Origin of the sequence: uncultured Pseudokineococcus sp. (assembly GCF_947499845.1) — a bacterium.
Lineage (GTDB): Bacteria > Actinomycetota > Actinomycetes > Actinomycetales > Quadrisphaeraceae > Pseudokineococcus.
The window spans coordinates 291242-315911 of sequence record NZ_CANMPM010000002.1; the positions used below are offsets into that span (position 1 = coordinate 291242).

21 protein-coding genes and 1 tRNA gene are annotated in these 24670 nt (G+C 76.6%); 14 read left to right on the top strand and 8 right to left on the bottom strand.

Going from position 1 to position 24670, the window contains the following annotated elements:
• Positions 1 to 76: 76 nt before the first annotated feature.
• Positions 77 to 1669, bottom strand: a complete 1593-nt coding sequence (locus tag Q0789_RS03290) for a long-chain fatty acid--CoA ligase (protein WP_298802077.1) — start codon at positions 1667 to 1669, stop codon at positions 77 to 79.
• A 159-nt stretch (positions 1670 to 1828) separates the two neighbouring features.
• Between Q0789_RS03290 and Q0789_RS03295 the strand changes: the two genes are divergently transcribed.
• From Q0789_RS03295 to ggt, 8 genes are all read left to right on the top strand, one after another.
• Positions 1829 to 2044, top strand: a complete 216-nt coding sequence (locus tag Q0789_RS03295) for a hypothetical protein (protein WP_298802079.1) — start codon at positions 1829 to 1831, stop codon at positions 2042 to 2044.
• Between the two features lie 198 nt (positions 2045 to 2242).
• Complete coding sequence (locus Q0789_RS03300; protein WP_298802081.1) at positions 2243 to 2938, top strand: dienelactone hydrolase family protein; 696 nt, start codon at positions 2243 to 2245, stop codon at positions 2936 to 2938.
• A gap of 58 nt (positions 2939 to 2996) precedes the next feature.
• A complete protein-coding gene (locus Q0789_RS03305; protein WP_298802083.1) occupies positions 2997 to 4313 on the top strand; it encodes a 5'-3' exonuclease H3TH domain-containing protein in 1317 nt (438 codons plus the stop codon).
• A gap of 270 nt (positions 4314 to 4583) precedes the next feature.
• Positions 4584 to 5240 carry a hypothetical protein gene (locus Q0789_RS03310; protein ID WP_298802085.1) on the top strand — a complete coding sequence of 219 codons (657 nt, stop codon included), beginning with the start codon at positions 4584 to 4586 and terminating at the stop codon, positions 5238 to 5240.
• Positions 5237 to 5581 carry a transcriptional regulator gene (locus Q0789_RS03315; RefSeq protein ID WP_298802087.1) on the top strand — a complete coding sequence of 115 codons (345 nt, stop codon included), beginning with the start codon at positions 5237 to 5239 and terminating at the stop codon, positions 5579 to 5581. The genes Q0789_RS03310 and Q0789_RS03315 overlap by 4 nt, the downstream gene beginning before the upstream one ends.
• Positions 5578 to 6549, top strand: a complete 972-nt coding sequence (locus Q0789_RS03320; RefSeq protein ID WP_298802089.1) for an ABC transporter ATP-binding protein — start codon at positions 5578 to 5580, stop codon at positions 6547 to 6549. The genes Q0789_RS03315 and Q0789_RS03320 overlap by 4 nt, the downstream gene beginning before the upstream one ends.
• A complete protein-coding gene (locus tag Q0789_RS03325) occupies positions 6546 to 7355 on the top strand; it encodes an ABC transporter permease (protein ID WP_298802091.1) in 810 nt (269 codons plus the stop codon). Before Q0789_RS03320 ends, Q0789_RS03325 begins: the two co-directional genes overlap by 4 nt.
• A gap of 309 nt (positions 7356 to 7664) precedes the next feature.
• Positions 7665 to 9359, top strand: coding sequence for a gamma-glutamyltransferase (gene ggt, locus Q0789_RS03330; protein WP_366917625.1), 1695 nt, complete (start codon positions 7665 to 7667; stop codon positions 9357 to 9359).
• A 76-nt stretch (positions 9360 to 9435) separates the two neighbouring features.
• Here the strand turns inward: ggt and Q0789_RS03335 are convergent, their stop codons facing one another.
• The gene (locus Q0789_RS03335) at positions 9436 to 9645 is read right to left on the bottom strand and encodes a hypothetical protein (RefSeq protein WP_298802095.1); all 210 of its coding nucleotides are present in this window, start codon (positions 9643 to 9645) and stop codon (positions 9436 to 9438) included.
• 224 nt (positions 9646 to 9869) lie between these two features.
• On the opposite strand from Q0789_RS03335, the gene Q0789_RS03340 reads away from it, so the two are divergent.
• Complete coding sequence (locus Q0789_RS03340; protein WP_298802097.1) at positions 9870 to 10505, top strand: Pr6Pr family membrane protein; 636 nt, start codon at positions 9870 to 9872, stop codon at positions 10503 to 10505.
• 105 nt (positions 10506 to 10610) lie between these two features.
• Here Q0789_RS03340 and Q0789_RS03345 read toward each other — a convergent pair whose 3' ends face one another.
• The 4 genes from Q0789_RS03345 to Q0789_RS03360 form a co-directional block, all read right to left on the bottom strand.
• On the bottom strand, positions 10611 to 11363 hold the full coding sequence (locus Q0789_RS03345) for a carbohydrate ABC transporter permease (RefSeq protein WP_366917626.1): 753 nt from the start codon (positions 11361 to 11363) through the stop codon (positions 10611 to 10613).
• Positions 11364 to 11482: 119 nt separating this feature from the next.
• Complete coding sequence (locus tag Q0789_RS03350) at positions 11483 to 12358, bottom strand: carbohydrate ABC transporter permease (protein ID WP_298802101.1); 876 nt, start codon at positions 12356 to 12358, stop codon at positions 11483 to 11485.
• Between the two features lie 37 nt (positions 12359 to 12395).
• Complete coding sequence (locus Q0789_RS03355; RefSeq protein ID WP_298802103.1) at positions 12396 to 13778, bottom strand: extracellular solute-binding protein; 1383 nt, start codon at positions 13776 to 13778, stop codon at positions 12396 to 12398.
• 76 nt (positions 13779 to 13854) lie between these two features.
• Positions 13855 to 15024: a PfkB family carbohydrate kinase gene (locus tag Q0789_RS03360; protein ID WP_298802106.1), complete on the bottom strand. Its 1170-nt coding sequence runs from the start codon at positions 15022 to 15024 to the stop codon at positions 13855 to 13857.
• Positions 15025 to 15175: 151 nt separating this feature from the next.
• Here Q0789_RS03360 and Q0789_RS03365 point away from each other — a divergent pair, with 151 nt between their 5' ends.
• On the top strand, positions 15176 to 16516 hold the full coding sequence (locus Q0789_RS03365; protein ID WP_298802108.1) for a 6-phospho-beta-glucosidase: 1341 nt from the start codon (positions 15176 to 15178) through the stop codon (positions 16514 to 16516).
• A 33-nt stretch (positions 16517 to 16549) separates the two neighbouring features.
• On the opposite strand, the gene Q0789_RS03370 is transcribed toward Q0789_RS03365, so the two are convergent.
• The gene (locus tag Q0789_RS03370; RefSeq protein ID WP_298802110.1) at positions 16550 to 17632 is read right to left on the bottom strand and encodes a Gfo/Idh/MocA family oxidoreductase; all 1083 of its coding nucleotides are present in this window, start codon (positions 17630 to 17632) and stop codon (positions 16550 to 16552) included.
• A gap of 129 nt (positions 17633 to 17761) precedes the next feature.
• Complete coding sequence (locus tag Q0789_RS03375) at positions 17762 to 18262, bottom strand: macro domain-containing protein (protein ID WP_298802112.1); 501 nt, start codon at positions 18260 to 18262, stop codon at positions 17762 to 17764.
• Positions 18263 to 18416: 154 nt separating this feature from the next.
• Between Q0789_RS03375 and Q0789_RS03380 the strand changes: the two genes are divergently transcribed.
• From Q0789_RS03380 to mprF, 4 genes are all read left to right on the top strand, one after another.
• Positions 18417 to 18489 (top strand) — tRNA-Lys (locus Q0789_RS03380).
• Positions 18490 to 18702: 213 nt separating this feature from the next.
• A complete protein-coding gene (locus Q0789_RS03385; protein ID WP_363325941.1) occupies positions 18703 to 20676 on the top strand; it encodes a BCCT family transporter in 1974 nt (657 codons plus the stop codon).
• 83 nt (positions 20677 to 20759) lie between these two features.
• Positions 20760 to 21956 (top strand): MFS transporter, encoded by a 1197-nt coding sequence (locus Q0789_RS03390; RefSeq protein WP_298802117.1) that lies wholly within the window; start codon positions 20760 to 20762, stop codon positions 21954 to 21956.
• 108 nt (positions 21957 to 22064) lie between these two features.
• The gene (gene mprF / locus Q0789_RS03395; RefSeq protein WP_298802119.1) at positions 22065 to 24668 is read left to right on the top strand and encodes a bifunctional lysylphosphatidylglycerol flippase/synthetase MprF; all 2604 of its coding nucleotides are present in this window, start codon (positions 22065 to 22067) and stop codon (positions 24666 to 24668) included.
• Positions 24669 to 24670 lie beyond the last annotated feature (2 nt).

The window sequence follows — 24670 nt, forward strand, 5'->3', positions numbered from 1 at the left end:
CACATCGACGACGGGGTGCCGTCGAGGAGGCCTGGTAGACGGCGATGTGACGACGAGGTGCGCTGGAGAGGCGGGCTCAGGTCGCCGGGGTGGCGTCCCGGGTCTCGGCCGGGCCGGCGGGCGCGCCGTACCGGGCGACGAGCTCGCGCTTGAGGACCTTGCCGCTCGGGCCGAGGGGCAGGTCGTCGACCACCTCGATGCGGCGCGGGTACTTGTACGCCGCGATCTGGTCGGCGGCGTACTCGCGCAGCGCGTCGGCCGTCGTCGTCGCGCCCTCGACGAGGACGACGGCGGCCGCGACCTCCTCGCCGTGCCGCTCGTCGGCGACGCCGAACACCGCCACCCGGGCGACGTCGGGGTGCGCGGCGAGCACCTCCTCGACCTCGCGCGGGTACACGTTGTAGCCGTTGCGCAGGATCATGTCCTTGGTGCGGTCGACGATCGTCACGTAGTCGTCCTCGTCCTTGGTGCCGAGGTCGCCCGTGCGGAACCAGCCGTCGACGACGGCGGCCGCGGTGTCGTCCGGCCGCCCGAGGTAGCCCTTCATGAGGTTGTGCCCGCGGACGACGAGCTCGCCCATCTCCCCGCGCGGCAGCAGCTCGACCCGGTCGGGCACGTCGTGGCGGGCGACCTCGACCTCGACGCCCCAGATCGGCACGCCCACCGTGCCGGGGCGCGGCGGGCGGCCCACGGGGTTGAACGTCGCGACGGGCGAGGTCTCGGTGAGCCCGTACCCCTCGTGGATCTCCACGCCGAAGACGTCGCGGAACCGGTCGATGACCGCCACCGGGATGGCCGCGCCCCCCGAGACGCCGTAGGCCAGCGGGGGCCGGCGCTCGTCCTTGGCCGCGGCCTCGAGGAACGCCATGTACATGGTCGGCACGCCCATGACGACGGTGCAGCCGTGCTCGACCATGAGCGACAGCGCCGTCGCCCCGTCGAACTTCGGCACGAGGACGAGCGTCGCGCCCGCGCGGAAGGTGATGTTCATGGCGCAGGTCTGCCCGAAGGTGTGGAACAGCGGCAGGCACCCGAGGACGACGTCGTCCACGCCCATGCGGAAGGTGTCGAGCAGCGAGGTCTCCACCTGCGACACCAGCGACAGGTGGCAGCCCTCGGCGCCCTTGGGACGGCCGGTGGTGCCGCTCGTGTAGAGGATCGTCGCGGTGTCGTCGGGCCGGCGCGGCTCGACGGCGGTGATCGGCTCCGCCGCCGCGGCCAGCTCCTCGAGCCGCTCGACGCCGTGCTCGGCGGCCAGCTCGGCCGGCGCCAGGACGGTGACGACGTCGACCCCGGCGGCGCGCGCGCCGCGCAGGCCCTGGGCCATGAGGGGGGCGGCGCACACGAGCAGCGAGGCCTCGCTGTCCTCGAGGACGTACTGGATCTCCGGCCCCTGGAGCAGGGCGTGCACGGGCACGACGACGCCGCCCAGCGCCAGGACGGCGTAGTAGGCCCGCGGGAAGTCGGCGACGTTGGGCAGCAGCAGCGCCACCCGCGTCCCCGGGCCGACGCCCTTGGCGCGCAGGGCGCCGGCGACGGCGCGCGTCTGGTCCCAGAGCTCGCGGTAGGTGATCCGCTGGTCGCCCACGACGACGGCCGTGCGGTCGGCGTGCCGGACCGCGGACTCGGCGAGGATGGTGGCGACGGACAGCGTGGCGAAGCCCTGCATGGGTGTGCTCCCGGGTCCCGGGACCGCGCCGTCGCGGCCCCCCGTGCCCGGCACAGTAGGCGCGCCCCCGGGCGGCGGCCAGGGCGTGCCGCCCGCCTCCCCCGGTCGTGGCAGCACGTCGTCGCGACGGGGTGCGCGGCCCGTGCTGGGCTGCTGCCCGTGAGCCCGCCCCCGCCGACCGGACGCCCGCGGCCGCCGTCGCCGCAGCGGCGGCTCGCCCTCGCGGCGGGCGCGCTGGCCGCCGGGCTCGTGGCGCTGGTCGTGATCGCCAGGGCCGACGGGCGTCCCTCCCTGGCGGGCGTGGTCCTCGTCGGCGTCGGGCTGGTGAGCGGCGTCCCCGCGCTGGCCGACCTGCGCCGGTCGCGCCGACGCTGAGGGCACCGCGCTCCCGGCGGGGAGGACGAACCGCACCGCACGGAGCGTCACCGCAGGTCAGGGGGCCGCGGCCGCTCGTCCGCGGGACCTGGTCCTCCCCGTCGGCGTCCCACCCGGCGGGCTCGCGTCTCGACGACCGTGCATCGGTGGTCGGCGGCCTCGTGGCCGGCGCCCTCGTGGTCGATCTAGCGTGCGGGCATGAGCGACCCCGGCGCGGCCCCGCAGAACACGACCTTCCCCCGCCCCGGCGGCGAGGAGGGGCACGGCTACCTCGAGCTGCCGCCGTCGGGCCGCGGCCCGGGCCTCGTCGTCGTGCAGGAGTGGTGGGGCCTCACCGAGCACATCGCCGACCTCGTGCGCCGCTTCGCCACCGAGGGGTTCGTCGCCCTGGCGCCCGACCTCTACGGCGGGCGCACGACGCACGACGGCGAGGAGGCGATGCGCCTCATGCAGGAGCTGCCCGTCGACCGGGCGGCCCGGGACCTCGCCGGGGCGGTCGACCTGCTCCTGGGCCACGAGGCCGTGACCAGCAGCACGGTCGGCGTCGCGGGCTTCTGCATGGGCGGGTCCTTCGCGCTGACGCTGGCCGCCCAGCAGGGCGAGCGCGTCGGGGCGGTGACGCCCTTCTACGGGCTGCCCGACCCCGAGGGCACCGACTGGTCGGGCGTGCGCGCCGCCGTGCAGGGCCACTACGCGCGGGAGGACCGCATCGACCTCGACGTCGTCGGGCGGGTCTTCGACGACCTGCGCGATCGGCTCGACGTCCCCGTCGAGCTGCACGTCTACGAGGCGCAGCACGCCTTCGTCAACGACACCGGCCCCGCCTACGACGCCGACGCGGCCGCGCTGGCGTGGGGGCGCGCCACGGCCTTCCTGCGCGAGCACGTGCGCTGACCGGCCCGCGACGGCGGGGCGGTGCCGCGACGGCGCGGCGAGGAGGCACAGTGGAGGGGTGAGCGCCCCGTCCGTCGTCCGCCCCGACGCCGACCCCGGTGCCCCGGACGGCGTCGAGGACGGCGTCGCGGCGCTGCGGGCGGCGGGCCTGCTCGGCGCGCAGCACGATGGCGCGGCGGAGGAGGAGACGGCCGAGGGCGTCGCGCCCGACGCCCCGCTCCTGCTCGCCGTCGACGGCAACAGCCTCCTGCACCGCGCGCACCACGCCCACGCCGCGGGCCAGCACCGCGACGCCGCCGGCCGACCGGTCTGGGCGCTGCGGGGCGTCGTCTCGCTCATCGCGAGCGCCGCGGCCCGCCTCACGCCGGACGCGCTCGTGGTCGGCTTCGACTGCGCGCGGACGTCGGTGCGCCGCGCCGAGCATCCGGCGTACAAGGCGCACCGCCCCGAGAAGCACCCCGACCTGCGCGCCCAGCTCGACGACGCCCCGGCGCTGCTCGCCGAGGCCGGGCTGCCCGTCGTCGTCGCCGAGGGGTTCGAGGCCGACGACGTCCTGTGCTCGGCGGCCGAGCTCGCCCGGCGCAGCGGCTGGCGGTGCACGGCCGTGACGAGCGACCGCGACTCCTTCGCCCTCGTCGACGCCTCGACGTCGGTGCTGCGGGTGCTCAACGGCGGGATCGGGGGCTCGCCGGTCCTCACCCCGCGGACGCTGCCGCTCGTCACCGGCGTGCGCGCCGGCCAGTACCGCTGCCTGGCGGCCCTGCGCGGCGACACCTCGGACAACCTCCCCGGCGCACTCGGTATCGGCCCGAAGACGGCCGCCCGCCTGCTCGCCGCCTTCGAGAGCGTCGACGACGTCTACGCCGCGCTCGACGACGGCCGCGAGGCCGAGGTGCGGGACGTCGTCGGCCCGGGCGTCGTGGCCCGGCTGCGCGCACCCGAGGCGCGGGCCAACGTCGCCCGCAACCAGCGGCTCATGGCGATGCGCGACGACCTCGCCCTGCCCGACCTCGACGCGCTGCGCCTGCCCCTCGACGTCGCCCGGGTGCAGGCCGCGCTCGGGGCGCGCGACGTCCGCCTCGGCCCGTCGCTCTGGGCGCTCGTCGGCGGCGCCCCGCCCGCCGACCGGTGGTCCCCCCTGCCGTCGTGGGTCGACGAGGCGCCGCTGCCCGACGGGCCGCCGGACGACGGCGCCGGGGCGCCCGAGGACACCGCCGCCGGGGCGCCCGAGGGCACCGCCGCCCGCAGCGACCCTCGGGGCGTCTCGCGCCCGGCGCCCGCGGCCCCGCCCCCGCCGCGCGAGCCCCTCGGCGCCCGCGGCCTCGCCCGCGCCCGCAAGGAGCCGGGCGAGGACCAGCTCGACCTCTTCGGCTGACCCGACGCACCCACGCCCCTCCGGGGCGATGTGTGGCCATGTCGCCCTCCCCACCCACCCCCAGGGCGATGTGTGGCCATGTCGCCCCACCCACCTCCCCGGCAGGGCCTTGTGTGGCCATGTCGCCCTGCGAGGGCTCGCGGGAGGGGCGACATGGCCACACGTCGCCGTGGGGCGACGCTGGGCGCCCCAGAGCCTTGCGGCCGCAGACCGCTCTGCGCTACAAAGTGGCCACCTGCTCTGCACCGCAGACCACTCTGGGGGTCCCCGATGGGCACGACGACGCAGCACGACCAGGACGACGCGGGCCTCGACCCGCGGGAGGCGCTCGCCCTCCTCGACGCCGAGCGCACGAGGACGCAGCAGCGGCTGGTCCCCGACCTCCGGCTGCTCTACGGCACCTGGGGCGTCGCCTGGCTCGTGGGCTTCCTCGTGCTGTGGAGCTCGACGACGGGGCGGGGCCCGCTCGCGCTGCCGCCGGTCGCGGGCGGCGCGGTGTTCACGGGCCTGCTCGTGGCCGCCGTCGTCGTCACGGGCGTCCACATCGCCCGCCGCACGGCCGGGGTGCGCGGCGCCTCGAGCACGCAGGGCGCCATGTACGGGTGGGCGTGGCTGCTCGGCTTCGGCTGCATGGCCTCCGTCATGGCGTCGGCCGCCGGCGCCGGCGCGTCGCCCGACGTCCTCGGGGTCCTCGGCCCCGCCGTGTCCGGGCTCGTCGTCGGCCTGCTCTACCTGGGCGGCGGGGCCATGTGGCAGGACCGCGCCCAGTACTCGCTCGGCGTCTGGATCCTGCTGTCGAGCGCCGTCGGGGCGCTCGCCGGCTACCCGAGCAACCACCTCGTCATGGGCCTGCTGGGCGGGGGCGGCTTCCTCGTCGCCGCGCTCGTCGTCGCGGCCCGCGGCCCCCGCGCCGGGGCGCCGGCGTGAGCGACCCCCAGCCCGACCTCGACCCGGTCATCCACGCCCCGGCGCGGCTGCGCCTCGTGGCCGCCCTCGCGGCGCTCGACGACGGCGACCGCATCGCCTTCCCCCGGCTGCAGCAGCTGCAGGGGCTCACCGCGGGCAACCTCGGAGCCCACCTGCGCAAGCTCGAGGACGCCGGCTACGTCGCCGTCGAGAAGACCCACCGCGGCCGCACCCCGACGACGTACGTGCAGCTGACCCGCCGCGGCCGCCAGGCGCTGGAGGACCACACGGCCGCCCTGCGCGCCCTCCTCGAGCCCGTCACCGCCCGTGCGGCGGCCGGCCGGTCCGAGGGCGCCGCGTGAGCGCCCCGCTGGTCCGCCTCGCCGGGGCGACCCGCCGCTACGGCGACGTGACGGCGCTGGACGGCGTCACGCTCGCCGTCCCCGCCGGGCAGCTGCTCGGGCTCCTCGGCCCCAACGGGGCCGGCAAGTCGACCCTCCTGCAGCTCGTGAGCGGCCTGCGCCGGCCGACGTCCGGCGTCGTCGAGCTCTTCGGCCGCCCGCCCTGGGAGCCCGCGGCGCGGGCCGGTCTCGGGATGACGCCCCAGGAGACCGGCCTGCCGCCGACGCTGCGCGTGCGCGAGGTCGTCGACGTCGTCGCCGGCCACTTCCCCGACCCGGTGCCCACGGCGGAGGTGCTCGAGCGCTTCGGCCTCGGCGACCTCGCCCGCCGGCAGACCGGGGGCCTGTCGGGCGGGCAGAAGCGGCGGCTGGCCGTGGCGCTGGCCTTCGTCGGCCGCCCGCGCCTCGTGCTCCTCGACGAGCCCACGACGGGCCTGGACGTCGACGCCCGTCACGACCTGTGGGACGCCGTGCGCGCCTACCACCGCGGCGGCGGGACGGTCGTGCTGACGAGCCACTACCTCGAGGAGGTGGAGGCCCTGGCCGAGCGCGTCGTCGTCGTCGACCGCGGCCGCGTGCTCGTCGACGGCTCGCTCGAGGAGGTCCGCTCGGCCGTGCCGGCCCGCCGGGTGCGCGTGCGCGCCGCGGCGCTGCCGGACCTCGGCGCCGACCGCGCGCTCATCGACGGCGACCGGCACGAGCTGTGGACGAGCGACGCCGACGCGCTCGTCCGCCGGCTCGTCCGCTCCGGGGCGCCCTTCGCCGACCTCGAGGTGGCCTCCGCCTCGCTCGAGGAGGCCTTCCTCGCGGTGACGGCCGCCGCCGACGCCGAGCACCCGGCGGGGAGGCGGACCTCGACGAGCACCTCCCGGACCCGCACCCCCGAGACGGGAGCCCCCGAGACGAGCACCCCCGAGGTGGCGCGATGATCAGCACTCCCACGACGGCGACGGCGAGCGAGGTCACCCCCGCCCGCGGGGGCCGCACCGGCGGCCTGCGCCTGACGGCGCTGCACACCCGCGCCCAGCTCCTCGAGACGGTCCGGGTGCCCATCGCCGTCATCGGCACGGTGGTGTTCCCGACGCTGACGATGCTCTTCTTCGTCGTCCCGCAGCCCTTCGCCGACGACCCCGCGCAGGCGACGGCGGCGACGGCGCAGATCTCGCTCTTCGCCGTCATGAGCGTGTGCCTGTTCACCTACGGCGTCGGCGTGGCCGAGGACCGGGCCCTGCCGTGGGACTCCTACCTGCGGACCCTGCCGGTGGGCGCGGGCCCGCGGCTGGCGGGGCGCCTGCTCAACGGGCTGGCGTTCGCGCTCGTCAGCCTCGTGCCGCTCGTCGTCGTGGCGTGGCTGCTGACCGCCGCCGCGCTGCCCGCGGACCGCCTGGTGCTCACGGCCGGCGCCCTCGCGGTCGCGGCCCTGCCGATGCTCGGGCTCGGGCTGTGGATCGGCTACGGCATGTCGACGAAGGCGGCCCTCGCCGTCGCGCAGGTGCTGCTGCTGCCGCTGGCGTTCGGCGGCGGGCTCTTCCTGCCGCCGGAGATGTTCCCCGGCTGGCTGGACGCCGTCAGCACGTGGCTGCCGACGCGGGCGGGCCGCGACCTCGTCGTCAGCGCGACGACGGGCGCCGACCTGCCGGGCACGACCTGGCCCGTGCTCGCCGTGTGGACGCTGCTCACCGCCGTCCTGGCCGTCCGCGCCTACCGGCGCGACGAAGGACGGCGCTTCCGCTGAGGACGCCCCGCGAGAAGGGCCTCGACGGCCTCACCTCCCACCCCCTCCGCACCTCTTGTCCAGGTGCGTCCACGCCCCTACCGTCGGCCGCCTCACCCGAGCGGGTGAACCGACCCTCGGAGGACCGCCGTGGACCGCACCTCGTCAGCCGCCGCTCCCACCGCCCGCCGGGGACGTCCGCGCCGCTCGGCCCTCGCCGTCGGCCTCGCGGGCGCGCTGGTCGCCGGCCTCGTCGGCGCGGCCCCCGCGTCGGCCGAGCGCCCGGGCGGCCGGGGCGGCGCACCGCTCCCCCTGCCGCCGCGCGCCCCGGTGGCGACCGGCACCGGGGGCGCCGTGAGCTCGGTCGACCCCTACGCCACGCAGATCGGCCTCGACGTGCTCGCCGACGGCGGCACGGCCGTCGACGCGGCCGTGGCGACGGCGGCGGCCCTCGGCGTCACCGAGCCCTACTCCGCCGGCATCGGCGGGGGCGGCTTCCTCGTGCACTACGACGCCGAGACGGGTGACGTCACCGCCTACGACAGCCGCGAGACGGCGCCCACGACCTTCACCGAGGACGTCTTGCGCGGGGACGACGGGGCGCCGCTGCCCTTCCGCGACGTCGTCAGCTCGGGCCTGTCCGTCGGGGTGCCCGGCACCGCCGCGCTGTGGGAGCGCCTCGCGGAGACGGAGGGCACCCGGCCCCTGGCCGAGCTGCTCGCCCCGGCGCGCGACCTCGCCCGCCGGGGCTTCGTCGTCGACGAGACCTTCAGCGAGCAGACCGCTGCCAACGCAGAGCGCTTCTCCCTCTTCCCGGCCACCGCGCAGGTCTTCCTGCCGGGCGGTGCGGTGCCCGAGCCGGGCGACGTCTTCCGCAACCCCGGCCTCGCCCGCGCCTACGACGAGATCAGCCGCCGCGGCACGCACACCCTCTACGACGGCCGCATGGGGCGCGCCGTCGTCCGCGCCGCCCGGTACCCGCGCACCGCCCCGGGCGTCGAGGTCTTCCCCGGGCAGATCACCGCCGCCGACCTGGCGGCCTACGAGGTGCTCGAGCCGGAGCCGGTGCGCTCGGACTACCGCGGCCTGGAGGTGGTCGGCATGCCCGTGCCGTCCTCGGGCGGCACGACGGTCGCCGAGGCGCTCAACCTCCTCGAGGCCTACGACGACCTCACGGGCGAGCAGCTCGCCGTCGTGCCCGAGGACGCCTACCTGCACCGCTTCGCGGAGGCCACGGCGACGGCCTTCGCCGACCGCAACCGCTACGTCGGCGACGTGCCGGGCGTCCCGGTCGAGGAGCTCGTCTCCCAGGGCTTCGCCGACGAGCGCGCCTGCGGGCTCTTCGACCCCGACGTCGCCGCGGCCCGGCCCATCCCCTTCGGCTCGCCGGACGGCGACTACGCGACCTGCGACGCGGCGGCCGGCGTCCAGGAGGCCCCGCGCGACGACCACGGGACGACGCACCTCACCGTCGCCGACGCGAGCGGAGACGTCGTCGCCTACACGCTGACCATCGAGCAGACCGGCGGCTCGGGCATCACGGTGCCGGGCTACGGCTTCCTGCTGAACAACGAGCTGACCGACTTCTCGTTCGCGCCGACGACGCCGGGGGTGCCCGACCCGAACCTGCCGGGCCCGGGCAAGCGGCCCCGCTCGTCGATGGCGCCGACGGTCGTCCTCCAGGACGGCGTCGCGGTCGGCGGCCTCGGCTCCCCGGGCGGCTCGACGATCATCACGACGGTCGCGCAGGTGCTCACGGGGTACGTCGACCGCGGCCTGCCCCTCGTCGACGCGATCGCGGCGCCGCGCGTCTCCTCGCGCAACGGCGCGACGACGACGGTCGAACCGGTCGTCGCCGACGGACCGCTCGGCGAGGCGCTGCGGGCGCGCGGCCACGCGCTGTCGACGTCCTCGGAGATCGGCGCGGCGACGGCGGTGCGGGTGCTTCCCGACGGGCGCTTCGAGGCCGCCGCCGAGACGGTGCGGCGCGGCGGAGGGGACGCGGGGGTCGTCAACCCGGGCTGACCGGGCGAGCAGGCGACGACTCGCCCCCGACGACGTCCCTCCCAGGGCGAGCAGGCGACGACTCGCCCTGGGGGCCTCAGGCCCCGGCGGGGCGCTGGCTGTAGGCGATCTCGGGGTACTCGACGCCGCAGCCGGTGCAGCGGTACCAGTCCATGCCGCTGACGACGACGCGCAGCTCGGCCGGGGCGCCGCAGTGCGGCAGGTAGCAGGAGCGCTGCACGGGCGCGGCGGCGCGCTGGGCGGGCACCCGGGCGGTGCGGACGACGTGGAGGGTGCTGCTGGTCATGGCGGGTCCTTCAGGGGGCTGGGGAGGGCTGGTGGCGGAGCGGGCCGGGCGGCGGGTGCCGCCGGCGACCCCTCCGTCATCGGCACGACCACGCCCGTCCTGCAGTCCCCTCGCGCGAGGATCCCTACGCGCGTGGAGCCTGGGCCTGCTCCGACGGCCCGGCCGGACGCCCGGACCCGCCCGTCGCCACGCCCGCGGCCCCGCGCCCCCGTAGCGTCGCGCCCGTGAGCGACGAGGGGCAGCGCGCGTGGTGGGGCCTGACGGGGGCGGTCGCGGCGGTCTGCGTGGTGCTGCAGGTGGCGCTCGCGGCGACGTCGGGCGCCCCCGAGGTGGGGGCCCGCGTCGTGCGCTCGCTCAGCTACTTCACCATCGACACCAACGCCCTCGTCGCCGTCCTCGGGCTGCTCGTGGCGGCCCGGCCCGACCGGACGGGCCCGTGGTGGCGGGCGCTGCGGCTGGGCGCGCCGCTGTGCATCGTCGTCGTCGGCGTCATCTACCACGTCGAGCTGCGCCAGCAGGGCCTCACCGGGATCGACCTCGTGCTCGACACCGGCCTGCACTACGTCGTGCCCGCGCTGGCGCTCGTCGGCTGGCTCCTCGCCACCCCGCGGGGGCTCGCCGACGTCGGCGCCGCCCTGCGCGCGCTCGTCTACCCGGTGGTCTGGCTCGTGTGGACCTTCGCCCACGGCGCCGTCACGGGCTGGTACCCCTACCCCTTCCTCGACGTCACCGAGGTCGGCGCGGGCGGGGCGGCCGTGGGCGTCGCGCTGGTCGCGCCGCTGCTGGGCGTCCTCGCGGTCGCCGCCGTGACCGGGGACCGGGCGGTCGCCCGCCGACGCTCGCCCGCCCCGCGGGGCTGACTGAAGCCCCTCACCGCCGAGCCCCCCGCACCGCCGAGTCCCTCACCGCCGAGCCCCCCGCACCGCCGAGTCCCGCACCGGCGAGCCCCCGGCCGCCGGGACGCCTCACTCTCGGACGGCGCCCTCGAGCATCCCGCGGATGAAGTGCCGCTGCAGCACCAGGTAGACCACGACGACGGGCAGCGCCACGAGCACCGCGCCCGCGGCGAGCAGCGAGGTGCCCTGGGTGTACTGGCCCTGGAAGAGCGCGAGGCCGAGCGGCGCCGTCCTCAGCCGCCCGGCGGGGGCCATGACCAGGGGGATGAGGAACTCGTTCCACGTCCACATGAAGACGAGCAGCACGAGCGTGGTGATGGCTGGGCGCCCGATCGGCACGAGCACCGACCACAGCACGCGGTGGGGGCCGGCGCCGTCGAGGCGCGCCGCCTCGATGAGCGAGCGGTTCGTCGTCCGGAAGTACGCCCGCATCCAGTACGTGCCGAAGGCGACCGACTGGGCGACCTGCGGCAGGGCGATGCCCCAGACGGTGTCGGTGAGCCCGAGCGTGCGCAGGTCGAAGAAGAGCGGCACGACGACGACCTCGGTCGGCACCATGATCCCGAGCAGGAAGAGGTAGAAGAGCACCTCGCGGCCGCGGAACTCCATGGTGCCGAAGGCGTAGCCGCTCATGATCGACAGCAGCGTCGCCGCCACGACGACGACGAGCGCCACGAGGGCGGACGTCGCCATGTAGTCCCCGAAGCGGCCCTGCACCCAGGCGTCGGCGAAGTTCTGCGGGCGCAGCCCCGTGCCGTCCGCGGCCCGCTCGGGGCTCAGCGCCTCGGCGACCACCGTCACGACGGGGCCGAGGGCCAGCAGCGCGAAACCGACGAGGACGACGTAGCTGAGGGCGCGGTGCGCGGCCGAGCCGCGCGAGGGACCCCGCGCCGGCCCGGCCTCGGGGGCTGCGTCCCGCCGGCGGGCCGCCGTCGCCGCGCTCACCGCTGCCGGTCCGCGACGCGGTTGACGACGAGGTTGACGGCGAAGACGAGGACGGTGAGCACGACGCCGACCGCGGCGGCCGCACCGACCTCGCCGAGCTCGAACGCCCGGCGGTAGACCTCGTAGCTCGGCACCGTCGTCGAGGTCCCCGGGCCGCCCCCGGTGGTGACGTAGACGAGGTCGAAGGTCTTCAGCGCCGAGATGATCGTCAGGGTCAGCGCGACGGCGATCTCGGGCCGGATCGCGGGCAGCGTGAGCACGCGCAGCTGGCGCGCCGGGCTCGCGCCGTCGAGGGAGGCCGCCTCGTACAGCTCCTTCGGCACCCGCGCCATGCCCGCCATGAGGAGCACGGTGACGAGCCCGGTGGAGACCCACGTGCCGATGAGGCCGACGGCGGGCAGCGCCGTCGCGTAGTCGCCGAGCCAGGTGCGCGTCAGCGCGTCGAGGCCGACGGCGCGCAGGAGGTCGTTGAGCGTGCCGTCGGGCGCGTAGATCCGCCGCCACGCGACGGCGAGGACGACCATCGCGATGACCTGCGGCAGGAAGACGACGGTGCGGAAGAGCGGCAGCCCCCGCACGCGGGCCCGCACGAGCAGCGCGGCGAGCACGAGGCCGACCGCCAGCGGCAGCAGCGAGAAGAAGACGACGAGGACGAGCGCGTGGCCGAACGCCGCCCGCAGGCCCGTGTCGGTGAGGACGGCGGCGTAGTTCGCGAGGCCGACCGGCGTGCCGACGGTGAGCCCGTCGAAGTCGTAGAAGGAGAACTGCACGGCCCGCAGCAGCGGGTAGAGCAGGAAGGCGCCGTAGACGGCGAGCGCCGGGGCGACGAAAAGGTACGGCGTGGCCCGCCCCCGCGGCGCCCGCCCCCGCACGGGGGCGGACGCCGCGCTCGCCGGGGCGGCGGCGGCCTCAGCCGCCGCTGGAGGTGAAGTCGGCATAGTCGGCCTCGAGCGCGTCCGCCGCCTGCTCGGGGGTGAGCTCGCCGGCCAGCAGCCCCTGCAGCGTCTGGTTGAGCGTCTCGCCGAAGGTCGGCGTCGCGTAGTCGAGGTAGGGCAGCAGCGCGCCCTGCGAGCTCACGTCGCCGAAGGCCGTGTAGACGTCGGCGAGCAGGCCGCTCTCCGGCGCGTAGGAGGCCGTGTCGACGACGGGGAGGTTGCCCGTGTCCGCCAGCACCTGCATGGCGTCGTCGCTCGTGAGGAAGTCGATGTACGCGGCCGCGACGTCGGGCTCCTCGGCCGCCGTCGTGATGGAGAAGGGGATGCCGGTGCCACCGGTGGTGGCGAGCTCGCCGCCGTCGGCGGGCGGCGGCGCGAAGAAGCCCGCGTCCTCGCCCATGGCGTCCTGCAGGTCGGGCGCGAGCCACGACCCCGCGACGAGGAAGACGCCCTGCCCGTCGGCCAGCTGCTGCCACGCGGCGTCGTAGTCGGTGCCGTTGACGCCCTCGTTGAACCAGCCCTGCTCCTGCCACTGCTGCAGCTGGCCGAGCGCCTCGAGGTTCTCCGGGGTCGTCCAGCTGGCGCCCGCGTTGCCGAGGCCGAGGTCGCGGATCTGCGCCGGGTCCACATGCGCCCCCTGCACGGCGCCGAAGACGTGCCCGGCGGGCCAGCCCTCGATGTTGCCGAGGAGCAGCGGCGTGCGCCCGGCGTCGGCCGCGGTCTGCAGGGCGGCCTCGAAGTCGGCCCACGTCTGCGGGACCTCGAGGCCGAGCTCGTCGAGCGCGCTGCGGCTGTAGTAGACGCCGACGACCTCGCCGACCTGCGGCAGCCCGTAGAGGGAGCCCTCGCCGAAGACCGTGCCGTCCTCGGAGTAGGTCGAGTACTGCAGGACGCTCTCGGGGTAGCGGTCGCGCCACCCGTACGCGTCGGCGTAGGCGTCGAGCGCCACGAGCTGGCCGGCGGCGACGAACTGGCCCATGGTCGCGCGGGCGTTGTTCGTCTGGACGACGTCGGGGGCGTCCTCGCCGGTGAGGGCCAGCCGCAGCGTCGTCGCGAGGTCGTCGAAGGACTGCGACACCCGCTCGACGGTGACGTTCGGGTACGCCTCCTCGAAGGCGGCGTTGAGCTGGGTGATCTGCTCGTCCTGCCCGCCGCGGACCTCCTGGTCCCACACCGTCAGCGTCACGTCGCCCGCGTCCGCCACGTCGGTCGAGACCGGTCCGGTGGGCTGCGGCGGCGTCCCGCCGTCGTCGCTGCCGGACCCGGGGGCGCACGCCGTCAGCGCCAGGGCCGCGGCGGCCCCGAGCCCGACGGCGCGGGCGACCGCCCTCCCCGCCGCGCTCCTCGTCGATGCCATCGCCGGTCCTCCTGTCGTGGCTGCTGCTGGGTGCCGTGGCGCGCGTGCTGCGACACGCCGGTGGGGGGAGCCTGCCTCAGAGGTCCGACGCCAGCGCGAAGGTGGCCTCCGCGCGCCGCACGGCGCCCACCGGGTCGGTCGGCAGCAGGTCGACGAGGAAGCCGTACCGCCGCTCGAGCTCCTCCCCCCGCGGGTCCCCCGCGCGGGCCCGCGTCGTCGTCGCGGCCCACCAGTCGGCGATGTCGCCCCAGCCGGGCGCCGCGAGCGAGCCCCCGAACTGCTGGACGGCGAGGGAGGCGCACAGCGCGGCGAAGGCGAGCCGCTCCTCCAGCGGCCAGCCCGCCAGCGTGCCGAGGACGACGGACGCGCCGAAGACGTCGCCGGCGCCCGTCGGGTCCACGGCCTCGACGGCGACGCCCGGCACGCGCGCGGACTCCCCCGTGGTCGCGTCGACCGCCATCGCCCCGTCGGCGCCGCACGTCACGACGGCGAGCGGCACCCGCTCGGCCAGGGCGGCGAGCGCCCGCTCGGCGGTCGGGGTGCGGGTGTAGGCCATGGCCTCGACCTCGTTGGGCAGGAACGCGTGGCAGCTGCCCAGCCGCTCCAGCACCGCCGGGTCCCACGCGCCGCTCGGGTCCCACCCGACGTCGGCGAAGACGGCGGCGCCCTGGTCGCGGGCCGCGAGCCACCACGGCGCGTCGGCCGCGCCGTCGGCGGCCCCGACGGACGTGCCGGCGGCCGGGTCCGCGTCGTGCGGCAGCGCGAGCTCGGTGATGACGGCGCGCGAGCGCGGCGGCGGTGAGCCCACGAGGTCGGCCGGCGGCACCGGCGGCGGGTGCCCGTGGGTGACCATGCTGCGGTCGCCGTCGTGCGCCATCGAGACGGTGACGGCCGAGTGCCAGCCGGGGAAGACGCGCGAGCGCGAGAGGTCGACGCCCTCCTGCTCGCGGAGCACCTGCCAGCAGAAGCGCCCGTAGACGTCGTCGCCGAAGCCGGCGGCCAGGCCCGTGCGCAGGCCCAGCCGGCTCGTGGCCACGGCCAGGTTCGCGATGCCGCCGGGCAGCGAGCCCATGCCCGTGGTCCACACCTCGGTGCCGGGCGCCGGCGCCGCCTCGAGGCCGGTGAAGACCATGTCGAAGAAGAGCTGGCCGGAGAGGAAGACGTCGAGGGGGGCCTGCGCGGCGTCGTCCCCCGGCGGGCGCGCGGGCCGCAGCGGGTCGTGGCGGGGAGGACCGGCGGGGGTCATGCGCGCCTCCTCCTGCTCGTCGGCCGTCGCCCGGCGGGGGCGCCGCCGGGGCGGCGCCGTGCGGGGCGGCGCCGTGCGGGGCGACGGTAGCCCCTCGCGGGGAGGGCCCGTGGGGCGCGCGCCGCCCGCCGGGGCGGGCAGGATCAGGGGCATGAAGCTCGTGCTGGTCGGTGGTGGCGGCTTCCGCGTGCCCCAGGTCGTCGAGGCCGTCGGCGCCGCGGACGCCGCGGTGCGGGTCGACGAGGTGCACCTGCTCGACCCCTCCCCCGAGCGGCTCGGGGTCGTGCGGTCGGTGCTCGACCAGCTGGCGCAGCGCCTGCCCCACCCCCCGCGCGTGAGCGTCGGCAGCGACCTCGACGAGGGGCTCCGGGGCGCGGACTTCGTCTTCTCCGCCATGCGCGTGGGCGGCACGGCCGGCCGCGTGCTCGACGAGCGGGTGGCCCTCGACCTCGGCGTCCTCGGCCAGGAGACGGTCGGCCCGGGCGGCCTGTCGTACGCCCTGCGGACCCTGCCGCACGCGCGCCACCTCGCCGAGCGCGTCCGCGCGGTCGCCCCCGACGCCTGGACCATCAGCTTCACCAACCCCGCCGGCGTCGTCACCGAGGCCATGCGCGCCGTGCTCGGCGAGCGCGTCGTCGGCATCTGCGACACCCCCATCGGGCTCGTGCGCAAGGCCGTGCGCGCCGTGGGCGCGCCCGCCGGGGCGGACGTGACCTTCGACTACGCCGGGCTCAACCACCTCGGCTGGCTGCGCTCGCTGCGGGTGGACGGCGAGGACCGGCTGCCCGCCCTGCTGGCCGACGACGACGCCCTCGACGGCGTGGAGGAGGCGCGGCTCCTCGGCCCCGACTGGGTGCGAGCCACCGGGGCCCTGCCGAACGAGTACCTCTACTACTACTCCTTCCCGCGCGAGGCGACGGAGACGCTCCGCACGGCGACGCAGACGCGCGGGCAGGTGCTCGACGCCCAGCAGGGCGACTTCTACGCCCGCGCCGCCGCGCACCCCGAGCGCGCGCTCGAGACCTGGGAGCAGGTGCACGCGGCGCGCGAGGCCGGCTACATGGCCGAGTCGCGCGGCGCGGACGAGGAGCGCCGCGCCGAGGACGTCACCGGCGGCGGCTACCAGCGGGTGGCCCTCGACCTCATGGCCGCGCTCGTCACCGGCCGCCCGGCGACGATGGTCCTCGACGTCGGGAACGGCGGCGCCCTGCCGGGGCTGCCGGACGAGGCCGTCGTCGAGGTGCCGTGCACGGTCGACGCCGACGGCGTGCACCCGCACCCCGTGGCGCCGCTCGCCGGCGACATGCTCGGGCTCGTCCAGCAGGTGAAGGCCTCCGAGCAGCTGCTGCTCGAGGCCTCGCGGACCCGCTCGCGCGAGGTGGCGTGGCGGGCCTTCGCCGCGCACCCGCTCGTCGACTCCGTCGCCGTCGCGCGCCGTCTCGTCGACAGCTACCGCGCGGCGATCCCCGAGGTGGGGCGCGCGCTCGACTGAGGGCGTCGCCGCCGTGGTCGGACGGCCGGGGGGTCAGCCCCGCGGCACGAGGTCGACGGCGCCGAGCTGCGCCCGCACCGCCAGCTCGGCGGCCTTGAAGGCGTGCGCCTGCGTCATGGCCGTCTCGGTCCGGTCGAGGCAGTCGCGCACGAGCTGCCCGAAGAAGGGGTAGCCCACCTCGCCCCGCACCTGGACGTGCCGCTCCCCCTCGCCGTTCGCGAGGAACAGGTGGCCCGGGCCGTCCTGCGTGCCGATGTTCATGTACTTGCGCTGCTCGATGAAGCCCTCGGTCCCGAGGACCAGGCTGCGCCCGTCGCCCCAGGTCTGCAGGCCGTCGGGGGTGAACCAGTCGCAGCGGAAGTACCCGGTCGCGCCCGTGCTCGTGACGAGCATCGCCTCGCCGAAGTCGTCGAGCCCGGGGTGCTCGGGGTGCGCGTGGTTGGCGACGTGGCTGCGCACGACCGTCGCGTCGTCGGCCCCCGTGTAGTGGAGGACCTGCTCGACCTGGTGCGAGCCGATGTCGGTGAGGATGCCGCCGTAGCGGCTCTTGTCGAAGAACCAGTCGGGGCGGGTCGCGGCGGACAGGCGGTGCGGGCCGGTGCCGATGACCTGCAGCACGCGGCCGATCGCCCCGGACTCGACGAGCTGCCCCGCGAGGACGGCCGTCTCGACGTGGACGCGCTCGGAGTAGTAGACGGCGTACATGCGCCCCGTGCGCTCGACGGCGGCCTCCGCCTCGGCGAGCTGCTCGAGCGTCGTCAGCGGCGCCTTGTCGGTGAAGTAGTCCTTCCCGGCGTCCATGACCCGGACGCCGAGGGCGCACCGGTCGGCGGGGACGGCGGCCCCGGCGACGAGGCGGACGGCGTCGTCGCCGAGGACCTCGGCCTCCTCGCGGGCCACGCGCGCCTCGGGGAAGCGACGGCGGAAGGCCTCGACCTTCGCCGGGTCGGGGTCGTAGACCCACGACACCAAGGCTCCTGCTCCCACGAGCCCCTCGCACATCCCGTAGACGTGCCCGTGGTCCAGGCCGACGGCCGCGACGGGGAACTCCCCCGGCCCGACGACCGGGGCGTGGACGGCCTGCGGGGCGTAGGTGCCCCCGTCGCTCGCGGTCATGGCGCTCCTCTCCGGGCGTGCCGGGGGCGGCTCCTCGTCGGGCCGCCCGGCCGTGATCACCGCGAGGCTAGTCCGCGCGCCCGCCGGGTGGAAAGCGCATCCCCAGCCACAGCCCGCCGCCCGCGCGCGTCAGGCCGACTCGTCGAGCGCGCGGCGCCAGAGACCGGCCATCCGGTGGCCGCGCGCCACGAGGACCACCCGCTCGACGTCGCTCGTCGCCCCGCGCAGCGCGGCGACGGAGACGAGCGCCGCCTCCTCGTCCGGGTAGCCGTAGACGCCGGTCGAGATCGACGGGAAGGCGACCGAGCGCGCCCCCACCTCGTCCGCGCGCGCCAGGGCGGAGGTGTAGGCCGAGGCGAGCAGCTCGGCGTCCTGCGGCCGGCCGCGGTAGCGCGGCCCGACGGCGTGGACGACCCACCGCACGGGCGCGAGGTCGAAGGCGGGCGTGACGGCGGCCGACCCGGTCGGGCAGGGCGCCAGCGCCCGCGACGCGCGCACGAGCTCGGGGCCCGCCGCGCGGTGGACCGCGGCGTCGACCCCGCCCCCGCCCTTGAGCGCCTGGTTCGCCGCCGTGACGACGGCGTCGACCGGCTGCTGCGTGACGTCCCCCTCGACCACCTCGATGCGCACGCCGCCATGGTGGCTCCTCAACGCCCGACGGCCACCGGAGGTGGCTGCACCAGGACGGCGTAGAGGCCGTCCTCGTGCAGCCACCTCCGGCCGGACCCTCCGCGCGGCGCCGGCCTCCGCGTACGGTTGCCCCGCCTCGCCGTCCCGGCGGGCCGGGCCTCTAGCTCAACTGGCAGAGCAGCGGACTTTTAATCCGCGGGTTGTGGGTTCGAGCCCCACGGGGCCCACCGACCGCGGGCCCACCGACCGCGGCCGACGACGACGCCCGGCCGCCCACCACGCCAGCCCGGCGCCCTCCGCAGGCCTGGACCGCTCCGTGGCCCCGGGCTACTCTCCGCACGCTCCGCCCGGCCACGAGAGGTCCGCAGGTGTCCACTGACGAGAACGGCGCTCGACCGGACGACGCCCCGAGGGGGAGGGGCGGCGCCCTCCGCCGGTCGGTGCGGCGGACCGAGGGGGCGCTGTCCAGCCTCGACTACCGGGTGCCGAAGTACCCGCACGACACCCACCCGGCCCTCGTGCCCGGGATCAGCATCGACGAGCAGCGACGCCGCTACCGCGTCTCGCGGTTCGTGCTCGCCGTCGCGGGCACCCTCACCGTCGCCTTCGTCGTCTGGGGGGTCACCTCGCCCGAGACGGTGGCGAGCGCCGCGCAGGCCGCCTACGACTGGGCGACCACCAACCTCGGGTGGATGTTCAACCTCGTCGCGGTGGTCGTCCTCGTGGCGCTCCTCGGCATCGCCCTGTCGCCGTACGGGAAGATCCCGCTGGGCAAGGAGGGCGAGGAGCCCGAGTTCGGCACCTTCTCCTGGACCGCGATGCTCTTCGCGGCCGGCCTGGGCGTCGCCGTCCTCTTCTGGGGCCCCGCGGAGCCGCTGACGTACTTCATCACGCCGCCGCCGCTGACCAACGACGCCGAGACCGTCGACGCCCTGCACTACGCCTTCGCGCAGACCTACTTCCACTGGGGCTTCCACGCGTGGGCGATCTACGCCGTCATCGGCGGGGCCGTGGGCTACGTCGCCTACCGCCGCGGGCGCCCGCTGCTCGTGTCGTCCGTATTCCGCTCGCTGTTCGGCGCGAGGGCCACCGACGGCGTCGCGGGCAAGCTCGTCGACGTCTTCGCCATCGTCGCGACGCTCTTCGGCACCGCCGCGGCGCTCGGGATCGCCGCGCTGCAGATCGGCTCCGGCGTCAGCATCGTGTCCGGCAGCGGCCCGGTGACGAACACCGTGCTCGTCGCGATCATCGCCGTCCTCACGGCGTGCTTCATCGTCTCGGCCGTCTCGGGCGTCGCCCGGGGCATCCGCTACCTGTCGAACACGAACATCCTGCTGACGGTCGGGATGCTCCTGGTCGTGGTGGTCCTCGGCCCCACGCTCTTCCTGCTCAACCTCGTGCCGTCGGCGATCATGGAGTACCTCGGGTCCCTGTTCGACCTCATGGGGCGCTCGCTGTCCTGGGGCGAGGAGACGCAGGCCTTCCAGTCGACGTGGACCGTCTACTACTGGGCCTGGTGGATCTCCTGGGCGCCGTTCGTCGGGATCTTCATCGCGCGCATCTCCCGCGGCCGCAGCATCCGCCAGTTCCTCCTCGGCACGATCTTCATCCCCTCCGCGCTGATCTTCGTCGCGTACGGCGTCATGGGCGGCACGGCCATCTCGATGTACCGGAGCGGCGCCCCCGGCTTCTCCGACGACATGGCGGCGCCGGAGGTGCTCTTCGCCCTGCTCGACAACCTGCCCGCGGTGGCGGGCTGGATTCCCTTCGTCGCCATGGCGATCCTCGCCATCTTCTTCATCACCGCGGCGGACTCCGCCTCGATCGTCATGGGCATGCTCAGCACCGGCGGCTCGCAGACCCCGCCGCGGCCGCTGGTGATCTTCTGGGGCCTCGTCATGGCCGGCATCGCGGTGGTGATGCTCACGCTCGGCGAGGGCGTGGCGCTGCAGGGCCTGCAGCAGCTCGTCATCGTCACGGCCGTGCCGTTCGCCCTGGTGCTCCTCCTGGCCGTCGTCGCCTGGTTCAAGGAGCTGCGGACCGACCCCATCGCCCTGCGCCAGCAGTACACGCGCTCGGCGCTCGACAACGCCGTGACCGACGGCATCGAGCGCTACGGCGACGACTTCGCGGTGCAGGTCACCCGCAGCGAGCACGACCGCGGGGCGGGCGCGGACGTCGACTCCACCAGCGCCGAGTACACCGAGTGGTACCAGCGGCGCGACGAGGACGGCGAGCCCGTGGGCTACGACTTCTCCACGGGCGAGTGGGCCGACGGCTACCGCGATCGCGCGGAGGCGGACGGGTCCTCCACGGCGGACGGCTCCTCTCCCGACGGGGCCTACGGCGAGGTGCCGGACGGGGCACGGGGCGGCGACGGAGCTGCGCCGCGGCCGGAGGTACGGCGGTCCTGACGTCGCCGCGACCGTCCTGAGGACCTTGCCGCCGGCTCCCCGTCGGTGCGACGCTCGTCCTCCCCGGACGAGGAGCCTGCGCCGTGCCCGCGACGGAGACAGGACCCCCTGACCGGCTCCTCAGCGCGCCCTTCGTGGCGCTGTCCGCCTCGGAGCTGGCCTACTTCAGCGCGCAGGGAGCGCTCCTCCCCGTCGTGCCCCTCTTCGTCGTCGACCGCCTCGACGCCGGGGTGGCGTCGGTGGGAGCCGTCGTCGCGGTGCTCAGCGTCACGGCGCTCGCCCTCCGGCCCCTCGCCGGCGCCGCCTCCGACCGGTGGGGCCCCGGCGCCCTCCTGGTGGCGGGGGCGCTCGTGGCCGCCGCCGCGGCGGCGGGGCACGGCGCCGTCGACGCGCTGCCCGCCCTCGTCGCCCTCCGGGTCGCCCTCGGGGCGGCCGAGGCCGCCTACCTCGTGGCCGCGGTGGCCGCGCTGGCCGACCTCGCGCCGCCCCACCGGCGCGGCGAGGCCATGAGCTACAGCTCGCTGGGCCTCTACGTCGGCATCGGCCTGGGTCCGCTGCTCGGCGAGGCGCTGCTGCGCCGCGCGGGCTTCGGCGCGGTCTGGGCGGCCGTCGCCCTGCTGGCGGGCGCCGCCGCCCTCCTCGCGCTCGTCGTCGGGGCCCGGGCCCCCCGAGACCCAGGGCCGCCAGCGGCGACCCGACCCTCCCGCTCCCGCGGCCGGGACGTGCGACGGCTCGTCCGCCCCGCCGCGGCCCTCACCGCCGGCGTGGTGGCGGCCGCCGGCTTCCTCGCCTTCGCCGCCCTGCACGCCCGGGGGGTGGGGCTGCCCGGCGCCGGGACGGTGCTCCTCACCTACGGAGGCGTCGTCGTGGCGACCCGGCTCGCCGCCGCACGCCTCGTCGACCGGGGGTCCCCCGTGCGCCTGGTGGCGCTGGCCCTCCTCCTCGGCTCCGCGGGGCTGGCGCTCATGGCCGCGGTCCCCTCCGCCGCGGGGCTGCACGCCGGTGCGGCGGTCCTGGCGGTCGGCGTCGCCCTCCTCACGCCCTCCGTCTACCGCCTCATGGTCGAGGCGGCGCCGGACGCCCCGTCCGGCACGGTCGCCGCGACCTTCACCGTGGCCCTCGACGTGGGCCTCGGGGCGGGGCCGCTCGTCTTCGGCCTCGTCGCCGCCGGAGGGGGCGGCACGACGAGCGCCCTCGCCGTGGGCGTCGGCGTCGCCCTCGCCGGCGCGCTGGTCGCCGCATCCGCGGGGCCGGCCGGCCACCGTCGACGCCGGGCCTGAACGGCCGGCGTCGTCCGCTCGTGGCTGCTCGACCAGCGGGGACCGACCACGGGCCGGGCGGCTGCACCCGCGGTCAAGACCGGCGCCGGTCGTGCCGACTCCTCGAGCATGCGCTCCGCCACCACCCGTCCGGCCGCCGCGGTGCGGCGGCTGCTCGGTCCCGTGCTCGTGCTCGGGATGCTCACGGCGGCGCTCGCGCTGCTCCACCGCACCTTCCGCGGCTACGACTGGTCGGACCTCGGCCGCGACCTGGTCGGCCTGGGGCCGGGCACGGCGCTGGCGGCCCTGCTCGCCACCGCGGCCTCCTACGTCGCGATGACGGGCTACGACACGCTGGCGCTGCGCTACGTCGGCCACCCTCTGCCCTACCGCCGGTACGGCCTCGCGTCCTTCGTGGCCACGGCCTTCGGCAACAACCTCGGCGCCTCGGCCGTGGTGGGGGCGGCGCTGCGCGCCCGCGTGTACTCGAGCTGGCAGGTGCCGCGCTCCGCCGTCGCGCGCATCGTCGGCCTCAACACCGTGACGCTCGCGCTCGGCGCGGCCGTCCTCGCCGGCGCCGGCGTGCTGCACGACCCGACGACCGCCGCCCGCGCGCTGCGCCTGTCGCCGCCGGTCGTGGTGGCCCTGGGCGCCGTCCTGCTCGCGGGGGTGCTCGGGTACCTCGTGTGGGCCCTCGTCGGACGTGCGGTGGGCCGCGGCCGCTGGCGCCTCGAGCGCCCCTCGCCCCGCCTCGCGCTCACCCAGGTCGCGCTCTCGACGCTCGAGTGGCTCTCCATGGCCGCCGTCCTCCACGTCCTGCTGCCCGCCGACGACCGGATGGCCTTCCTCCCCTTCGCCGCCGCCTTCGCCGTCGCGACCGTCGCCGGGCTCGTGAGCAACGTGCCCGGAGGCCTCGGGGTCTTCGAGACGGCGCTCGTCGTCCTCCTCGGCGGGACGACGTCGCCCGCGGACCTCGCCGTGGCCCTCGTCGCCTACCGCCTCGTCTACTTCGTGCTGCCGCTGCTCCTCGCGGCGGTGCTCCTCGTCCGCCACGAGATCCGCACAGGCGCCGCGACGGCCACCGCCCCGGCCCCCGCGCCGGTCGCCGGCGCCGGCGCGCTGCGCGTGCCCGCGATGCGCGCCCCCTCGGCCGCGGAGCAGACCCGCCCGGCTGGCACCGGGACGACGGCGGGACGCCTGCCCACCGTGCTCACGTCGTCCGTGCTCGCCCTCGTCGTCGCGGGCGCCGGCACCTTCGTGGCCGTGCGCGGCGACCTCCCCGGCAGCCGCGGGCTCGACGTGCCGGCCATGGCCACGAGCCTCGTCGGCTGGTCCGCGCTGCTCCTCGGGCTCGGCCTGCACCGCCGGCTGCGCACCGCCTGGGCCGCCACGCTCGCCCTCCTCGCGGGCACGGCGGCCCTCGCCGTGACGCACGGCGACGTCGTGCTCGGCGCCGTCACCGCCACCCTCGCGCTGCTCCTCGTTCCCGCGCGAGCGGTGTTCTCCCGCGGCACGCGCTCCTGGCGCCCGCGCGACCTCGTGCGCCCGGCCGTCGCGGTCGCCCTCGTCGTCGGGGCGGTCGCCCGGCAGGAGGTCGCCGGCTCCGTCGACGCCCCCGTCCTCGCGACGGCCCTGTCCGGCGCCCCGCTCGCCGACCGGCTCGCCGCCGCCGCGGGCGTGGCCGGCGTCGTCCTCGCGGGCACCTGGGTCTTGCGCCGCCGGCGGCCCGCCCGGCCGACCGTGGACGACGACGAGCTGGCCCGCGTCGAGGACCTCGTCGCCCGCTCCGGGCGCTGCGCCGCCCAGCTCGCCTTCACCGGCGACAAGCGCTTCTTCTTCGCCCCCTGCGGGGCCGCCTTCCTCATGTACCAGGTGGAGGGCCGCAGCTGGGTCGTCATGGGCGACCCGGTGGGCGACCCGGCCGCCGTGCCGGGGCTGCTCCGCAGCTTCCTCGCCGAGGTGGACCGGCACGCCGGCCGCCCCGTCCTCTACAGCGTCCTCGACGACCACGCCGACCTCTACCGCGCCTCCGGCCTGGCGGTCACGAAGTTCGGCGAGGAGGCCGTCGTGCCCCTCCAGGGCTACACGCTCTCGGGCAAGGCGAAGACGAACCTGCGCACGTGCCGGAACAAGTCCCAGCGGCTCGGCATGGCGGTCGAGGTCGTGGCGCCCGAGGACGTCGCCCCGCTCGTGCCCGAGCTGCGCGCGGTCTCCGACGCCTGGCTCGCGGAGCGCCGGGGCGGCGAGAAGCGCTTCTCCCTCGGCGCCTTCGACGACGACTACGTCCGCCGGTCCCCCGTCGCCGTCGTGCGCCAGGAGGGGCGCGTCATCGCCTTCGCGACGCTCTGGGTGGGCGGGGACGGCGAGGAGGTCCAGGTGGACCTCATGCGCCGCCTCCCCGACGGACCGAGCACCGTGATGACGTACCTCTTCGTCGAGAGCCTCCTCTGGGCGCAGGAGCAGGGCTTCTCCGCCTTCAACCTCGGCACGGCCCCGCTCTCAGGGCTGCGCACGGGCACCGGCGCCCCCGCCTGGGAGCGGCTCGGGCACCTCGTGTGGACCCACGGCGGGCCTCTCTACAACTTCCAAGGGCTCCGGGCCTTCAAGCAGGGCTTCGGCCCCCAGTGGCGTCCCTGCTACGTGGCAGCCCCGCGGGGGCTCGTCCTGCCGGGCGCGCTGGTCGACGTCGCCACCCTCGTCGGCGGCGGCGTCCGCGGCGTCGTCCGAGGATGAGC